Source organism: Bacillus sp. AK128, from assembly GCF_053903075.1.
Genome location: NZ_CP096379.1, coordinates 2,939,238 through 2,955,705, shown reverse-complemented (window position 1 = coordinate 2,955,705; position 16,468 = coordinate 2,939,238). Strand labels below are relative to the sequence as shown.

Below are 16,468 nucleotides of genomic sequence, written 5' to 3'. Positions count from 1 at the left end.
ATGGTAGAAATTACAGCATCAATGGCAGGTACGGTATTAAATGTTTTAACTGAGGTAGGACAGCAAGTAACGGAAGGTGAAGAGTTGTTAACCCTTGAATCTATGAAAATGGAAATACCTCTTGAAAGTACTTATACAGGGGAAGTTTCTGAAATTAAAGTAAACATAGGTGACTTTGTTAACGAAGGTGATGTTCTGATTGTTTTAAAGTAAGTCTAAAGAGGAGGATAAATAATGAGTAAATTAAAGCAGCATGAAGATCTTCTTCATGAAAAACGTGCTGACATTCATAAGGGTGGAGCGCCTAAATATCATCAAAAATTAACAGAACAAAATAAATTATTTGTAAGGGAACGACTACAGCTTCTATTTGACGGAGGAGAGTTTGTAGAGGATGCTTTATTTGCTAATCATACAGCGAAAGACTTGCCTGCCGATGGAGTCGTAACGGGAACAGGTAAGATAAATGGAAAAACCGTTTGTGTTATGGCCAATGATTCTACCATTAAGGCGGGTTCTTGGGGAGCAAGAACGGTTGAAAAGATTATAAGAATTCAAGAAACGGCTGAGAAATTGAAAGTTCCATTACTATACCTCGTAGATTCAGCTGGAGCTAGAATAACAGATCAACTGGAGATGTTTCCGAATCGTCGCGGGGCAGGGAAGATTTTTCATAACCAGGTAAAGTTATCAGGAATGATCCCTCAGGTATGTATTCTCTTTGGACCTTCTGCTGCTGGTGGGGCATATATACCAGCTTTTTGTGACATTGTCATTATGGTAGAAAATAATGCTTCCATGTACTTAGGCTCACCCCGAATGGCAGAAAAAGTTATTGGAGAAAAGGTTTCTCTAGAAGAAATGGGCGGAGCACGCATGCACTGCTCTGTAAGTGGATGTGGTGATGTATTAGCAAAAGATGAACATGAGGCGATTTCGTATGCTAGAAGTTATTTAGACTACTTTCCATTAAATTATAAGGAAAGGGTTCCTGTTATTGATGGGAAAGCACCAACTAAAAGTAGAAGCTTAACAGAAATTATCCCGGAAAACCAAAATGCTCCGTTTGATATGTATGAAGCCATCCACTCACTAATTGATGAGGACAGCTTTTTTGAAATGAAGAAGTTATTTGCCCCTGAAATTATTACTGGATTTGCTAGAATAGATGGTCGGACTGTAGGGGTAATTGCAAATCAGCCAAAGGTAAAAGGTGGTGTATTATTTGTTGATTCTGCAGATAAGACTGCCAAATTTATCACTCTTTGCGATGCATACCATATCCCATTGCTCTTCCTAGCTGATGTCCCTGGGTTTATGATTGGGACAAAGGTAGAACGTGCTGGAATCATTAGACATGGTGCTAAATTAATAGCGGCTATGAGCTCAGCTACCGTTCCAAAGATTTCGGTCATCGTTCGAAAAGCATACGGAGCTGGGTTATATGCCATGGCTGGTCCTGCATTTGAGCCCGATTGCTGCATTGCATTACCTACTGCCCAGATTGCAGTAATGGGTCCTGAAGCTGCTGTGAATGCAGTATATTCTAATAAAATAAATGAAATCGAGGATCCAAAAGAAAGAATCCAATTCATTCAAGAAAAACATCAAGAATACAAAGAACATATTGACATATACAAGCTTGCATCAGAAATGATTGTCGATGATATTGTAGCCGCTTCTGAGCTTAGGGATGTTTTAATTAATCGATTTGAGCTTTATTCCTCAAAGGAACTCGTTTCACCAGAAAGGAAACATCCTGTTTATCCGGTATAGACAGTAAGTAAATAAAGCCCTGTGTTGCTTTCTAGCACGAGGGCTTTTTCTTGGTTCTTTTCTTAAAGGGTGTTTTCGTATACTTTGTTGCTATTTAAACAGAAAAATTAATTATACTAGGTCCGATGATTTCCGCTGCAGGCACTCGCTTTCCGCGGGGCGGGCGGTGAGCCTCCTCATCGAAAAGTGGAAGTGCCCCGGTTAGCTCCGACAAGCAAATGTTCCTACATCAAGAAAAGGGTGATCTTTCCCATTTCTTGATGTAGGGTTATTTGACCTCGAGGAGCTGGGCACTGCAACTAGACAAGCTTCGCCTCCGGGGTCTCACCCGCAACAAAGCGAATTCCTTTGTCGTATGTCCCGCTACTCCCTTAGAAAAAGCTCTTTTCTTTTTCCTTACAGGAGTCGAGTGCCTTCCGCTCCAATCATCTCAGTGCCTTAAAAAGCGTTACAAATAGTACCAATCTTTATGAAAACAGCCTTTCATAAAGGGGGTTACTTTTTTGCGGTGTCCTATAACTAAAATCAACATCCAGGTTTTACAGAGCCATTTGTAACAAAAAGATTTCTTTTATTTAGACTAATAAAAACTAAGGGTCCTTAAAAAGTAAAGAAATTAACCAGACACTGAAAAAATCTGATAATATAAAATGAGGAATAATCAAAGGGAGCTTTTATATGAACATTGGGATTATTGGCGGAGGGGCAATTGGACTACTTTTTGGGGGTTATTTAGCAGCTAAGCATCACGTAACTTTATATACACGGACCTTAGAGCAAGCCAAACTTATAAAAGATCATGGAATACTCATACATAGAGAAGGACTGGAATCAAAGGTAACCTTGAATGCTGTCTGTGTTAAAGATGGAATTGCCGAGCACGATTTAATAATTGTTACGGTAAAGCAGTACCACTTATCTTCGCTAATACCTATTCTTTCAAAAATCTCTGTTTCAACGCGCCTTTTATTTCTGCAAAACGGGATGAGTCATATTGAATTTATTAGTAGACTGCCTCAAACCAATATTTTAGTAGGCGTTATCGAACATGGTGCACTAAAGCTAAATCAACATTCCGTTAAGCATACTGGGATGGGGGTAACAAGGGTTAGTACATTAGTAGGCGATGAGCTATTTATAAAAATTCTCGTTGATTCATGCTCATCTTCACTTTTTCCAATTGAGAAAGCTAATGATTGGTATAATATGCTCATTAACAAGCTTGTCGTTAATACAATGATTAACCCATTAACTGCCATTTTGAGGGTTGAGAATGGTCAACTTTTAAGTAATCCTCACTTTCATCAGTTGTTCTCAAACCTTTACCTAGAAGTAATTGCTTTATTAAGTCCAGAGGAGCCCAGGATTTGGTGGGATTCGGTTATATCTATTTGTAACAAAACGGCTAAAAATAGGTCCTCGATGTTACGTGATATTGAGCAAGGAAATGTTACTGAGGTAGAAGGGATATTAGGCTATTACCGAACACTTCCTATATACCAACATACAAATACACCTATGCTCGATTTTTTATATGATGCATTGAAAGGGTTAGAAAAATAAAGGAGAGGATGAAATGACTTCCCTTTTAGCATGGATTTTTGCAACGATTATTACGTTGCCGTTATTAGGATTCTTATTAGCCTTTACAGTATTAAAAAAATTTGTTATTCACAAGCGGCGTGCAATTCATTATTCAATTGATATCACTACTTTTTTGTTGATGATCTCCGTTTATTATTTAGGACAAGTTGTATTCGGTATTTCATTACTGGCACATATTTTAATTTTTATTTTAATTATGACGATTATTTTTATATTTTTAAATTGGAAATTGAATGATGAGATTCAAATGCCTAAAGTAATAAAAGGTGTTTGGAGAAGCCTATTTCTGTGTTTTCTAGTACTAAATGTTGTGCTTGTGGTTTATGGTATTATAGAGAGAATTTTGGAATTATAAACTCATATAAGCAACTTTTTTCCTTTTTGAAGAATCGAATGCTATACTCTAGAAAGAAAATTCTAGAGGCTCTAGAAAGGAAGGACTGTCATGGAAATTCATGAACATGTACTGCCAGTAACAAATAAACTATTAGAAGACTACATAGGTAACGGTTTACATAGATCTTCCTATTTTCATTATTCTCCGTATAATGAGCAGTCATATATAGATCGAATTGAGGAACTGAAGCAGTATCATTTTCCAAGAAATGAAATGGTTGCACATTTACTATCTTTTAACGAAAAATACAATGCTGATATAAAATCAATCGAAAATATCCGTAGGCTAGAACAACCTGATAGCTTGGTGGTAATTGGTGGTCAGCAAGCGGGGATTTTAACAGGACCACTATACACAATAAATAAGATTATTACCATAATCCAACAGGCAAAACGACTAGAAGACGACTATCAAATTCCTGTTATCCCAGTATTCTGGATTGCGGGAGAAGATCATGACTTTCCAGAGATAAACCATACATATTCAGAAGTAAATGGAAAAATGAAAAAGCATTCTCTCGATCATAAGTGGCCAAATAAACATTCAGTTAGTGATGTTCAACTTGATCAAAAAGCCTGTAAGGAATGGATAGATGAGCTATTTAGCTTTTATGGTGAGACTACCTATACAAACGAGATCTTACATAAAATTGATGAATGCTTAAAACAATCTGAAACCTATACTGATTTCTTTGCACAATTAATCTTTTTATTGTTTAGAGATACAGGATTGGTTTTGGTTGATTCAGGTAATAAGCAACTTCGAAAGCTTGAGATTCCCTTTTTTAAACAATTTATTGAAGGAAGCCAAGAAATTAACAAAACTTTACAATGCCAGCAGAACAGAATAAGAGAGAATGACCATCACATTATGATTGAAGGTGAGGAAAATTCTGCTCATATCTTTTATCACTTAAACGGTGAAAGGATTCTTCTTGAGCGAATTGAAAAGGATGGAATCGAGTACTTCCAAGGAAAGCATAATGAATGTTACTTTTCTAAAAATGAACTAATACGTTTATTAGATGAGCAACCAGAAAACTTTAGTAATAATGTGGTAACTCGTCCATTAATGCAGGAGCATTTATTTCCAACCATTATGTTTGTGGCTGGACCAGGGGAGGTTGCCTATTGGGCAGAACTAAAGGGAGTATTTGAGGTAATGGGACGGAAGATGCCTCCAGTCTTTCCAAGGTTAATGCTAACGTTGATGAATGGTTCTGTATGGAGAGAAATTAATGAATTGCAGTTATCTTTTCAACGCGTACTTTCTATCGGTGTAGTAGAAGAGAAGGAACAGTTTTTGAGGAGTCTTGAAAATGAAGGTATAAAACAAGAAATTACTAAGATGAAAAAACTTCTTGCAGACCATTACAAAACATTAAGTGATTCAGCAAGTGAAATCCATGATAGTTTAGTGCAAATTGTCTCTAAAAATGAAACAATTATTCATAGACAGTTTGATTATTTGGAAATGGAATTTTTCAAACAGGCTCAACGGAAAAATGATGTAATGATCCAAAAGTATGATCGTATTCAACATTTAGTAAGACCAGAGAATCATCCACAGGAACGTATGCTTAATGTGTTTTACTTTATTAATATGTATGGTTTCAATCTAGTTAAAAATATGTTAGAGGAAACTACTTCTTCGGAATATACTCATAAACTCCTACTTATTTAAGGAGATGTAAACCCTTCTCATGGTGAGAAGGGTCTTTTTTTGTCTAGTTAGAGCAAGAAATAGGGATTTACAAATGAAAAAGTCGATAAAAAATTCACATAAATCTCCTTTCGCCTATTGCAGTAAATGCAATTATGAGCGAAAATAGTACTTATTAGTGGTGAATTGTGGTGGAAAGTGGTTAGTAAGGGGTAGAAAGTGGGTGCAAGGGCATGTTTATGGGCGAATATCATCACAACATAGATACGAAAGGTCGTATTATTGTTCCGTCCAAATTTAGAGATGGTCTTGGCACTACGTTCATTCTTACAAGAGGGTTGGACAAGTGCTTATTTGGCTACCCATTAGAAGAATGGAAAATCTTAGAGGATAAGCTTAAAACACTTCCACTAACTAAGAAGGATGCCCGTGCTTTTACACGTTTTTTCTTTTCAGGAGCTATTGAATGTGAAGTAGACAAGCAGGGGAGAATAAACATATCCGCACCACTTTTGCAGTATGCAGGACTCGAGAAAGAATGTGCTGTAATCGGAGTTTCAAACCGAGTTGAAATTTGGAGTAAATCTGGTTGGGAAGAGGTCTTCTCTGATTCTGAAGAGTCTTTTGCAGATCTAGCGGAAAATTTAATTGGATTTGATATCTAATCAAAATAAGAATCTAAAAAGACAGAATATGAGGTGCTTCTAATGTTTGAGCATAAGACGGTTTTATTAGATGAGGCAGTAGAGGGTTTAAATATTAAACCGGATGGACTGTATGTAGATTGTACGTTGGGTGGAGCAGGTCATAGCTTGGCGATTGTCTCTAAGCTTACGAAAGGTGGAAAGCTTTTCGCATTTGATCAAGATAGCTTAGCCATTGAGCATGCAAAGGAAAAACTAAAAAGCTATCAGGATCAAGTGGTTTTGATTAAAAGTAATTTTCGTTATTTAAAAGAACGCTTGGCGGAACTAGATATTCATGAAGTGGATGGGATTGTATTTGATTTAGGGGTGTCATCTCCGCAATTGGATCTTCCTGAACGTGGGTTTAGCTATCACCACGATGCACCACTTGATATGAGAATGGATCAGGAGTCTGAACTCTCAGCATTTGATGTTGTCAATCATTGGCCTTACGAAAAGCTTGTCCGAATCTTTTTCCACTACGGAGAAGAAAAGTTTTCTAAGCAGATTGCTAGAAAAATTGAAGCTTACCGTGAAAAGAAGCAAATCGAGACAACGTTAGAGTTAGTGGACATTATTAAGGATGGCATTCCGGCACCTGCTAGACGTACGGGTGGACATCCTGCCAAGCGCGTCTTTCAAGCGATTAGGATTGCTGTTAATGATGAATTACAGGTATTTGAAGAAACATTAAAAGAATCGATATCCATTATTAAAAAAGGTGGAAGAATAAGTGTCATAACCTTCCATTCTTTAGAGGATCGAATTTGTAAAACCATTTTTAAAGAGGAATCAAGCGGACCGCAATTACCACATGGATTACCAATGATTCCTGAAGAGTACCAACCTATTATTAAGTTGGTTAATAGAAAACCAATTGTACCTTCTGAGGAAGAACTTGGTGAAAATAAACGTGCACGCTCAGCGAAGCTTAGGATTGCTGAAAAACTGAAATAAACATATGGGGAGGCAAAAGAATGAGCAATTTAGCATATCAAATCCAACAACGAAGAAAAATTGAGGAACAACAACAACAGCAGGCTCCGCAAATAACAAAGAAAAAGCTAAAGGTTACATTCGGTGAAAAGGTGCTTTTCCTGATGTTTACGGTTTTGGTTTTAATTGGAAGTATCGTGATGGTATCTAATAGTGCTAAAATATACTCAGTAAATCGAGAAATTAGTAGCCTGCAAACATCCATTGAAACTCAGAACAAGGTTAATGCAGACCTAGAACTTCAAGTAATGGAATTAAGTACATACGAACGAATCTGGGCAAAAGCTCATGAACTTGGGTTAATGTTGAATGAGAACAATGTGAAAGTAGTCCAAGACTAAATGAATTTGTGAGTGTGGTTGAAATGAAAACTAAAAGTACTAACATAAATAAAGGAGCGGCTGTTTTTTCTGTAATATTCGGCTCGCTCTTTTTTCTTTTAGCCTTGCGTTTTTTATATATTCAAGTAACAGGAACGGTAGATGGACATGAGCTCCCAGTAATGGCGGAAGAGAAATACTCACAATCTACTATTCTAGAAGCAGACCGTGGTAGTATTCTTGATCGAAATGGGATTGCAATTGCTCAGGATACACCGGCCTATACGGTTGTTGCGATCTTAGATGAAGAACATTCTAAGGATTCAAAAGAGATACGTCATGTTGTTGATGTAAAGGAAACGGCACGGAAGCTCTCCCCCTTATTGGATATGAGCGAGGATAGTCTGTTACGTTTATTAGAACGGGATAGTTATCAGGTTGAATTAGGTCCTGGTGGTAGAGGTATTAGCTATCAGCTTATGTTAGAAGTTCAAGCACTTGAATTACCAGGTATTATTTTTACGAAAGATAAGAAGCGGTATTACCCGAACGGTAATTTTGCAACGCATGTGATTGGTTTTGCCAAGAAGAATGAGGATGGTATTGTTGAGGGGAAACAGGGACTTGAAAATACTCTTGAAGACTATTTAAAAGAAGAGGATGGAAGTAGAGTTTTTCAGAGGGACCGTAATGGTATTAAACTTCCTTCTAAAGATGATATCGTTCCTCCTAAAAATGGCTATAATGTTTATTTAACCATTGATCAGAAGATTCAAGCTTTCCTTGAAGACTCCATGAATAAAGTGGAAAAGGAGTATGAGCCGGAAAATATTATTGGAATTGTTGCCGACCCTAAAACAGGAGCAATCCTGGCAATGAGCTCAAGACCTAGCTATGACCCTAATAATATACCAGCTAATGCTTATATGCTTAATGATGCAATTGCTTTAAGGTATGAGCCAGGGTCAACGATGAAAATGTTCACCCTAGCTGCAGCGATTGAAGAAGGTGTCTTTAATCCGAATGATACGTATAAATCCGGTTCCTATACAGTTGGACCTAGTACAATTAGAGATCACTTTAGAGGTGGATGGGGTACCATTACCTACCTAGAAGGCTTCCAGAGGTCATCCAATGTAGCAATGGCTAATCTTGTTATGAACAAAATGGATGGTGATGATCGCCTATTGAACTATTTAACAAGCTTTGGTTTTAGTGAACCTACGGGAATCGATTTACCTGGGGAAGTATCAGGTAAACTATTATACAACTATCCAATTGAAAAAGTGACCACGTCGTTCGGACAAGGAACAACAGTCACACCAATTCAACAGATCCAGGCAGCAACTGCCATTGCAAATGGTGGTAAGATGATGCAGCCCTATATTATTGATAAAGTAGTAGAACCGCTGACCAATGAAATCGTTGAGGATAGAGAACCTGTGGTAGCAGGTACCCCGATTTCGGAGGCAACTGCTCAGCAGGTTATGGATATATTGGAAACGGTGGTATCTTCTGAAACTGGGACAGGTAAGCCATACCGAATTGAGGGCTATCAAATTGCTGGTAAAACAGGTACTGCTCAAATACCTGATCCCCATTCAGATCGTCCATACTTAACTGGACACGGAAATAACGTTTTCTCTTTTTTAGGAATGGCGCCAAAGGAAGATCCTAAACTACTAGTCTATATCGCAGTCTCAAAACCAAAGTTAACTCTACACGAAACCGGCTCACAGCCAGTTTCAGCTATTTTCAATAGTGTGGTAAAGAATAGTCTTCAATATTTAAATATCAAGCCGGTCTCAGAAGAAAAGACAGAGAAAAAGGATTCTTCGGTTAAGGAAGTTGGCTTTGAGCTATCTTCATATGTAAATCAAAATCATCAAGGTGTTGTGGACGAGCTAACCAATAGGCAGCTTAGGCCACTAGTTATAGGGGATGGAGCATCTATCTTAGCGCAGGCTCCTTATGGCGGAAGTCAAGTGATTGCTGGTGAGAGGATTCTCTTAAAAACGGATGGATCCTATTTAATGCCAGATTTAACTGGATGGTCATTACGTGATGTAATGAAGTTAAGTCATTTATTTAAACTGAAAGTAAATTTAGTAGGCCATGGGTATGTGATCAATCAAAACATCCCAGCAGGTTCTGAACTTAAAGAGGAAACACAATTAGTGATAGAGTTAGAGGCACCAAACACAGAAGCAGAGGTTGAAACGATTAGTGAAGAAGATAGTGAAGATCAGCCAATTGACTAAATAAATAAAAAAAGAGAAGCACCTTAACAAGGGAGCTTCTCTTTTTTGTTAGGAAAAAACATCTTCCACTTATGTTGACACCGAATCCAAGCTTATAAGACTTAAAACCTTTGTTAGCTTCCTTCGTTCTATTCTAAAAGGTACAAGCATAAGATGAAACGAGCCTTACATAAATTTAGAAACGCTACTATGAATCTATTGTATTGAGTTGTCATTCTTTCTTTCTTGTTTAAAGACTCAGGTAGATAGTAGTTGTGAATGGCTTTGAAACACTATTTTATCTTTTAGCTATTAGAGTCCTAAGCTTCAAAGGATGGTGAAATGTATTTTTTTCCGTTCTTTTAGATTGCTTTCATGAGGCCAAGCTAGGGCGCTTTTGGTTTTCTAATAGGGGGAGGATTTTTAAGGATGCGTGTATCGAATGTAACGGTAAGAAGGAGACTCATTATCGTCCTCACAGTAGGTGTTCTTCTATTTTCAATAATTGATCTGAGGTTAGGATTTGTTCAGTTTTGGATCGGAGATTGGTTAACTGATCGTGCCAAAAACTCATGGAGCCGAAACATTCCTTTTGAGCCAGAACGGGGTGAGATTCTAGATAGGAATGGTGTACCACTAGCGACAAATATTAGTGCCCCCACTGTATATGTAATGCCAAGGCAAATTGAGAATCCAACTGAGGCTGCCGGTTCGTTAGCAGCCACTCTCGGTATCGGAGAGAAAAAAATGTTGGAATATATAAAGAAAAATGCATCGATTGTTAAAGTAAATGAAGCTAGAAAAATTTCTCATGAAAAAGCGCGAGAAATTCAAGCTCTAGGTCTAAAAGGAGTATATATTGCCGAGGATTCAAAACGACATTATCCAAACGGTAGTTATTTATCTCATGTGCTTGGGTTTGCGGGAATTGATAATCAAGGCTTAATGGGACTAGAGTTATATTACGATGAAGAGCTAAAAGGAGAAAAAGGTAGTCTTAAGCCTTATATTACTGCAAAGGGCCAACCAATGCAGAACCTATCTGCTGACTATGATCCACCAGAAGATGGGTTAAATCTTAAGTTGACGATCGATTCTAAAGTTCAAACGATTATCAATCGTGAACTTGATATTGCTGAAGCTAAATATAATCCAGACGGTTTAATTGCAATAGCAATGGATCCTAAAACAGGTGAAATATTAGGAATGGACAGCAGACCTAATTTTGATCCGGCGAATTTTAGAGAAGTACCACAAGAGATTTACAATCGGAATTTACCAGTTTGGAGTACGTATGAGCCGGGATCAACTTTTAAGATTATAACTCTAGCGGCTGCTCTAGAGGAAAAGGAAGTTGATTTAGAAAAAGAAGAGTTTAATGACTCTGGGGCTGTAAAGGTTGGAGGGGCTACTCTTCATTGTTGGAAAAGAGGGGGACATGGTCACCAATCCTTTTTAGAAGTGGTTCAAAACTCTTGTAACCCAGGATTTGTTGAACTTGGGGAACGTTTAGGTAAAGAACGTTTATTTAAATATATTAAGGACTTTGGATTTGGACAAAAAACAGGGATAGATTTACAAGGTGAAGGAAAAGGGATTTTATTTAATATTGATCGTGTAGGTCCTGTTGAACAGGCTACAACGGCGTTCGGTCAAGGGGTATCAGTAACACCTATCCAACAGGTTGCAGCAGTTGCAGCAGCTGTTAATGGTGGTAATCTTTATACACCTTATATTGCAAAGGAGTTTACAGACCCTGCCACAGGTGAGGTTGTGAGTAGGAACACTCCAGAGCTGAAGAGACGTGTTATTTCAGAAGAAACCTCTAAGCAAGTACGGCATGCTCTTGAAAGTGTTGTTGCTCAGGGTACAGGTAAAAATGCATTTGTTGAAGGGTATCGTGTAGGTGGAAAGACCGGAACTGCTCAGAAGGTGAAGGACGGCAGATATATGGAAAATAATCATATCGTCTCATTTATAGGCTTTGCACCAGCAGATGATCCACAAATTGTCATCTATGTAGCTGTAGATAATCCAAAAGGGACGGTGCAGTTTGGTGGGGTCGTTGCAGCTCCTATCGTTGGAAGCATTATCGGAGATAGTCTCCGTGCAATGGGAGTTGAGCCTAGAGAAGAGCAAATAGAAAAAGAGGCGAGACCTTATTTGGATCCAGTGATGGTAGAGGTACCTAATTTACTTGGGTTAACGAAACAGGAAATCGCTCAGCAATATTATAATTTTAAGCTTGACCTAGAGGGTGAAGGAGATGTTATTATACAACAATCACCTCCTAGTGGAACAAAGGTAGAAGAAGGTGCAACTATACGAGCCTTACTGGGTAACTCCGACAAAAAGAAAGAAGAAACTGTGGAGTAAATCCATGGTTTCTTTTTCTATATAACATCATGTAAAATAGTAAAGGATGTCTATTTAAAGAGAGGGATTTTTCATGAACTTACAAACATTATTATCTCAGTTACATTTCTATACATATCATTCAGAAGAAAATCCCGCTATTTCTTCCATCGAAATGGATTCAAGAGAAGTAAAGCCAGGGAGTTTATTTATATGTGTAAAAGGTTACACAGTTGACGGCCATGACTTTGTTGAACAGGCAATAAAAAAAGGAGCAGTTGCTATTATTGCAGAAAAACCAATACAAGGAAGTGGTGTACCGGTTGCAATTGTTCCTGATACAAAGCGGACAATGGCCATAATAGCTGATTTTTTTTATGATCATCCTACTCAGAAGTTACAGCTAATTGGAGTGACCGGAACAAACGGTAAAACCTCTACCACACACATGATTGATACTATGATACAGGCTGCTAATAAAAAGACAGGATTAATTGGAACGATTCATACAAAAATAGGTGATCAAGTCTTTGAAGCTAAGAATACAACACCGGAGTCACTTACCTTGCAAAAAACCTTCTTAAAAATGAATCAGGCTCATGTAGATACGGCCATCATGGAGGTATCCTCTCATGCTCTTGATCTAGGAAGAGTTCATGGATGTGATTTTGACATAGCAGTTTTTACAAACTTGACTCAGGATCATTTAGATTATCATGGTTCAATGACTGAATATCGTCGTGTTAAGGGATTGTTGTTTGCTCAATTAGGTAATTCTTTTTCTCCTTCTAAAAGAAAGTATGCCATTCTAAATGCTGATGATGAGGCAGCGGATGAATACAAAAGAAGTACAGCCGCACAAGTCATTACTTATGGGATAACCACACCAAGTAATATCATGGCAAAACAAATTCGCATGACACACACAGGTACTCATTTCAGCTTAACAGTAGGGGAAAACAGCTACCCAGTAAACATTCAATTGGTTGGTATGTTTAATGTTTATAATGTGTTAGCAGCCGTTGCTACTGGTATCGCGGCGAATATCCCGATGGACACTATTTTGAAAACTCTAGAAAAGCTAGAAGGAGTTCAGGGAAGGTTTGAACTTGTACAGGCTGGTCAGGAGTTTACTGTCGTTGTAGATTATGCACATACTCCAGATAGCCTAGAAAATGCTATTAAAACAGTTAAAGAATTTGCTAAAGGATCTGTCTATACAATAGTTGGTTGCGGAGGCGATCGTGACAAAACAAAACGACCAATTATGGCTGAGATTGCTACTAGGCATTCAGATGTTGCTATTTTCACCTCGGATAATCCTAGATCTGAAGACCCTGTACAAATCTTATCAGATATGGAAGCTGGAGTAGAAGAAGGAAGCTACCAAACGATTGTCGACCGAGCAAAAGCAATTGGCTTTGCTATAAATAAAGCTATAAAAGGTGATGTTATTTTAATAGCAGGGAAAGGCCATGAAACTTATCAGCAAATAGGGACTGAAGTGTTTGATTTTGATGATAGAGAAGTGGCGAAGCGGTTGATAAAGGAGAGATTAGAAGAATGTTAACTTTGGCTGATGTGTTAAAGGACTGTCCACTCCAAAGAGGACTACAGCTTGATGATGTCGTCTTTAATGTAGTCTATTCTAATCCTGAATTACCTGTATCTAAGGGACTTTATCTCCCATTATCATTAAATAGCGAGGAAAATACCGAGAATTTAAAACAAGCTTTATATCAAGGGGCAATCGCAACTTTTTGGAGAAAAGAAGATGAAATGCCTGCCTTTCTTCCCACTCACTTTCCGGTTTTTCTTGTTGATAATCCTCTAGAAACCATAGAAGTAGTGGTAAATAACTATATTCAGTCATATAAGTTGAAAGGAAGCAGTAGCGTGGATACCAAATTCTCATTTTCGGTGACGATTAAACATATAGATGATAATATGTCATATGCTAATTCTGTAAGAGACAAATTAGAAGAGCTCACAAAAAGAATAGAATCAATAAACTCAGCGTTAATTATTCAAAAGGAAGGAGGAGAGGAGCAATGGTAGAACAAGTAATTTTAATTACGATTATTGTCGCTTTTCTTATATCTGTTCTTCTTTCTCCAATTTTCATCCCTTTTTTAAGAAGGCTGAAATTTGGTCAAAGCATTAGGGAGGAAGGTCCTAAATCTCATCAAAAGAAATCAGGTACACCTACAATGGGTGGATTGATGATTTTAGTCTCTATTATCATCACGACATTAATTATGACGTACCAGTTTTCGACCCCCTCAATCGAAGTGTTTTTATTATTATTAGTAACGATTGGATTCGGAATTCTTGGCTTTTTGGATGACTTTATTAAAGTAGCTATGAAGAGAAACTTAGGGTTAACTTCAAGGCAAAAATTATTGGGTCAAATTATCATTGCTATTATATTCTTTATCGTTTTTATTCAGTATGACTTTTCAACTGTGGTTGGGATTCCTGGAACTGATTTATCCTTTGACTTAGGATGGTTTTATATTGTTTTCCTTATATTTATGCTAGTCGGAGGTTCTAATGCTGTTAATTTAACTGATGGCTTGGATGGATTATTGGCTGGAACAGCCGCGATCTCGTTTGGTGCATTTGCTGTCCTTGCATGGAGTCAGGATCAGTTTAATATAGCGATCTTTTCTGTCGCAGTAGTAGGAGCGGTGTTAGGATTTCTTGTATTTAATGCACATCCAGCAAAGGTATTTATGGGAGACACGGGTTCACTTGCACTAGGTGGTGCTATTGCCACTATTGCCATATTAACAAAGCTAGAAATTCTATTAGTCATAATTGGTGGAGTATTTGTTCTTGAAACCCTTTCTGTCATTATTCAAGTTATTTCATTTAAGACAACGGGTAGGAGAGTGTTTAAGATGAGTCCACTTCATCATCATTATGAGTTGGTGGGATGGTCAGAGTGGAGAGTTGTTGTCACATTCTGGACGGTTGGACTACTATTTGCAGTTATTGGAATATATATTGAGGTGTGGATGTAATTGAAAAACTTACAATTGTATAAAGATCAACATGTGTTAGTACTTGGCCTAGCCAAGAGTGGCTTAGCTGCAGCTAAGCTCTTGCATCAATTAGGTTCTAAGGTTATTGTGAACGATATCAAACCTATAGAGGAAAATGAGTCAGCCCAGTCCTTGCAAACGCTCGGGATTCGGGTTATTTGCGGTGAACATCCGTTAGAAATAGTGGACTCATCAATATTTGCGGTTGTAAAAAACCCGGGTATTCCTTATACAAACCCAATTGTACAGAGAGCCTCTGAATTAAATATTCCTATTCTTACTGAAATAGAGTTGGCCTATCAAATTTCAGAAGCACCTTTTGTTGGCATTACGGGTTCCAATGGTAAAACTACAACAACTACGCTTATTTATGAAATGCTTTTAGCAGGAAATACAAACCCAATTATAGCTGGAAATATTGGGACAGTTGCATGTGAGGTTGTTCAATCAGCTACACCGGATCAATATATTGTTACTGAGCTTTCATCGTTTCAATTGCTTGGAGTTCAGACATTTAGACCGAAAATATCAGTGTTCCTTAATTTATTTGAAGCTCATTTAGATTATCATGGAACGAAGCGGGAGTATGGAAAGGCAAAGGCAAATATATTTAAGAACCAGACAGAAGAAGATTTTTTAGTGCTAAATGCTGATGACCAAGAAGTGACTCAACTTGCGAAGAATGCTCTTGCAAAGAAGGTATTCTTTTCTACAAAGCAAGCATTGCCGAATGGAGTATCTGTTATAGACGGGTTTATTCAGTTTTGTGGTGAGAAGGTGTTAAAGGTAGAAGAGATTGCTTTACCTGGGGAGCATAACTTAGAAAATATCTTAGCCGCAGTTTCTGTTGCTAAACTTATCAATATTGACCATGATGCGATTTGTCATGTGTTAAGAACGTTTACAGGTGTTAAGCATCGATTACAATATGTGGCTTCGATTCAGGATCGGCTATTCTATAACGACTCTAAAGCAACTAATATCCTAGCTACAAGTAAGGCTTTATCTTCCTTTGAAAAACCGACAATTCTTCTAGCTGGAGGATTAGATCGTGGAAATGAATTTGATGACCTTAAACCTTACTTAAAACATGTAAAAGCACTCGTTACTTTTGGTCAAACTGCTGAAAAATTAATAAAAATTGCAAAAGAAGTAGGGATTAAATCGATTGAACATGTCGATAATGTGGAACATGCAGTGCCTGCCGCCTACAAACTTTCAGCCCCTAATGATGTCATTTTATTATCACCCGCTTGTGCAAGCTGGGATCAATATAAAACATTTGAAGTAAGAGGTGACATTTTTGTGGAGGCAGTGCATAGACTGAAGTAAGGGCTTGGCCTTTTCAGGTTTTAATTTGAAGGGCCTCTGTTTAGCTTATATA

General features: G+C 37.7%; 14 protein-coding genes. All 14 read left to right on the top strand.

What is annotated here, in order from left to right:
- The 14 genes from M1D60_RS14750 (at position 1) to murD (ending at position 16,416) form a co-directional block, all read left to right on the top strand.
- The gene (locus M1D60_RS14750; RefSeq protein WP_456275597.1) at positions 1 to 213 is read left to right on the top strand and encodes an acetyl-CoA carboxylase biotin carboxyl carrier protein subunit; all 213 of its coding nucleotides are present in this window, start codon (positions 1 to 3) and stop codon (positions 211 to 213) included.
- A gap of 21 nt (positions 214 to 234) precedes the next feature.
- Positions 235 to 1,776, top strand: coding sequence for an acyl-CoA carboxylase subunit beta (locus M1D60_RS14745; protein ID WP_456275596.1), 1,542 nt, complete (start codon positions 235 to 237; stop codon positions 1,774 to 1,776).
- A gap of 678 nt (positions 1,777 to 2,454) precedes the next feature.
- Complete coding sequence (locus tag M1D60_RS14740; RefSeq protein ID WP_456275595.1) at positions 2,455 to 3,339, top strand: 2-dehydropantoate 2-reductase; 885 nt, start codon at positions 2,455 to 2,457, stop codon at positions 3,337 to 3,339.
- 13 nt (positions 3,340 to 3,352) lie between these two features.
- Positions 3,353 to 3,736, top strand: a complete 384-nt coding sequence (locus M1D60_RS14735) for a DUF3397 domain-containing protein (protein ID WP_456275594.1) — start codon at positions 3,353 to 3,355, stop codon at positions 3,734 to 3,736.
- A gap of 90 nt (positions 3,737 to 3,826) precedes the next feature.
- Positions 3,827 to 5,461 carry a bacillithiol biosynthesis cysteine-adding enzyme BshC gene (gene bshC / locus M1D60_RS14730; protein WP_456275593.1) on the top strand — a complete coding sequence of 545 codons (1,635 nt, stop codon included), beginning with the start codon at positions 3,827 to 3,829 and terminating at the stop codon, positions 5,459 to 5,461.
- A gap of 212 nt (positions 5,462 to 5,673) precedes the next feature.
- On the top strand, positions 5,674 to 6,105 hold the full coding sequence (gene mraZ, locus M1D60_RS14725) for a division/cell wall cluster transcriptional repressor MraZ (protein WP_456275592.1): 432 nt from the start codon (positions 5,674 to 5,676) through the stop codon (positions 6,103 to 6,105).
- 42 nt (positions 6,106 to 6,147) lie between these two features.
- Positions 6,148 to 7,083 carry a 16S rRNA (cytosine(1402)-N(4))-methyltransferase RsmH gene (gene rsmH / locus M1D60_RS14720; RefSeq protein ID WP_456275591.1) on the top strand — a complete coding sequence of 312 codons (936 nt, stop codon included), beginning with the start codon at positions 6,148 to 6,150 and terminating at the stop codon, positions 7,081 to 7,083.
- A gap of 20 nt (positions 7,084 to 7,103) precedes the next feature.
- Positions 7,104 to 7,463 (top strand): cell division protein FtsL, encoded by a 360-nt coding sequence (gene ftsL / locus M1D60_RS14715; protein ID WP_456275590.1) that lies wholly within the window; start codon positions 7,104 to 7,106, stop codon positions 7,461 to 7,463.
- Positions 7,464 to 7,486: 23 nt separating this feature from the next.
- Entirely contained in the window at positions 7,487 to 9,703 is a 2,217-nt protein-coding gene (locus tag M1D60_RS14710; RefSeq protein ID WP_456275589.1) for a penicillin-binding protein, read from the top strand.
- A gap of 408 nt (positions 9,704 to 10,111) precedes the next feature.
- A complete protein-coding gene (locus M1D60_RS14705; protein WP_456275588.1) occupies positions 10,112 to 12,058 on the top strand; it encodes a stage V sporulation protein D in 1,947 nt (648 codons plus the stop codon).
- Positions 12,059 to 12,131: 73 nt separating this feature from the next.
- Entirely contained in the window at positions 12,132 to 13,607 is a 1,476-nt protein-coding gene (locus M1D60_RS14700) for a UDP-N-acetylmuramoyl-L-alanyl-D-glutamate--2,6-diaminopimelate ligase (RefSeq protein WP_456275587.1), read from the top strand.
- Positions 13,601 to 14,095 carry a hypothetical protein gene (locus tag M1D60_RS14695; protein WP_456275586.1) on the top strand — a complete coding sequence of 165 codons (495 nt, stop codon included), beginning with the start codon at positions 13,601 to 13,603 and terminating at the stop codon, positions 14,093 to 14,095. The genes M1D60_RS14700 and M1D60_RS14695 overlap by 7 nt, the downstream gene beginning before the upstream one ends.
- Positions 14,089 to 15,063, top strand: coding sequence for a phospho-N-acetylmuramoyl-pentapeptide-transferase (mraY, locus tag M1D60_RS14690; protein WP_456275585.1), 975 nt, complete (start codon positions 14,089 to 14,091; stop codon positions 15,061 to 15,063). The genes M1D60_RS14695 and mraY overlap by 7 nt, the downstream gene beginning before the upstream one ends.
- Positions 15,064 to 16,416 carry a UDP-N-acetylmuramoyl-L-alanine--D-glutamate ligase gene (murD, locus tag M1D60_RS14685; protein WP_456275584.1) on the top strand — a complete coding sequence of 451 codons (1,353 nt, stop codon included), beginning with the start codon at positions 15,064 to 15,066 and terminating at the stop codon, positions 16,414 to 16,416.
- Positions 16,417 to 16,468 lie beyond the last annotated feature (52 nt).

Excerpts from the sequence above, each read along its gene's own strand:
- M1D60_RS14750 (WP_456275597.1), top strand. The coding sequence starts at position 1 with ATGGTAGAAATTACAGCATCAATGGCAGGTACGGTATTAAATGTTTTA.
- M1D60_RS14745 (WP_456275596.1), top strand. The coding sequence starts at position 235 with ATGAGTAAATTAAAGCAGCATGAAGATCTTCTTCATGAAAAACGTGCT.
- M1D60_RS14740 (WP_456275595.1), top strand. The coding sequence starts at position 2,455 with ATGAACATTGGGATTATTGGCGGAGGGGCAATTGGACTACTTTTTGGG.
- M1D60_RS14735 (WP_456275594.1), top strand. The coding sequence starts at position 3,353 with ATGACTTCCCTTTTAGCATGGATTTTTGCAACGATTATTACGTTGCCG.
- bshC (WP_456275593.1), top strand. The coding sequence starts at position 3,827 with ATGGAAATTCATGAACATGTACTGCCAGTAACAAATAAACTATTAGAA.
- mraZ (WP_456275592.1), top strand. The coding sequence starts at position 5,674 with ATGTTTATGGGCGAATATCATCACAACATAGATACGAAAGGTCGTATT.
- rsmH (WP_456275591.1), top strand. The coding sequence starts at position 6,148 with ATGTTTGAGCATAAGACGGTTTTATTAGATGAGGCAGTAGAGGGTTTA.
- ftsL (WP_456275590.1), top strand. The coding sequence starts at position 7,104 with ATGAGCAATTTAGCATATCAAATCCAACAACGAAGAAAAATTGAGGAA.
- M1D60_RS14710 (WP_456275589.1), top strand. The coding sequence starts at position 7,487 with ATGAAAACTAAAAGTACTAACATAAATAAAGGAGCGGCTGTTTTTTCT.
- M1D60_RS14705 (WP_456275588.1), top strand. The coding sequence starts at position 10,112 with ATGCGTGTATCGAATGTAACGGTAAGAAGGAGACTCATTATCGTCCTC.
- M1D60_RS14700 (WP_456275587.1), top strand. The coding sequence starts at position 12,132 with ATGAACTTACAAACATTATTATCTCAGTTACATTTCTATACATATCAT.
- M1D60_RS14695 (WP_456275586.1), top strand. The coding sequence starts at position 13,601 with ATGTTAACTTTGGCTGATGTGTTAAAGGACTGTCCACTCCAAAGAGGA.
- mraY (WP_456275585.1), top strand. The coding sequence starts at position 14,089 with ATGGTAGAACAAGTAATTTTAATTACGATTATTGTCGCTTTTCTTATA.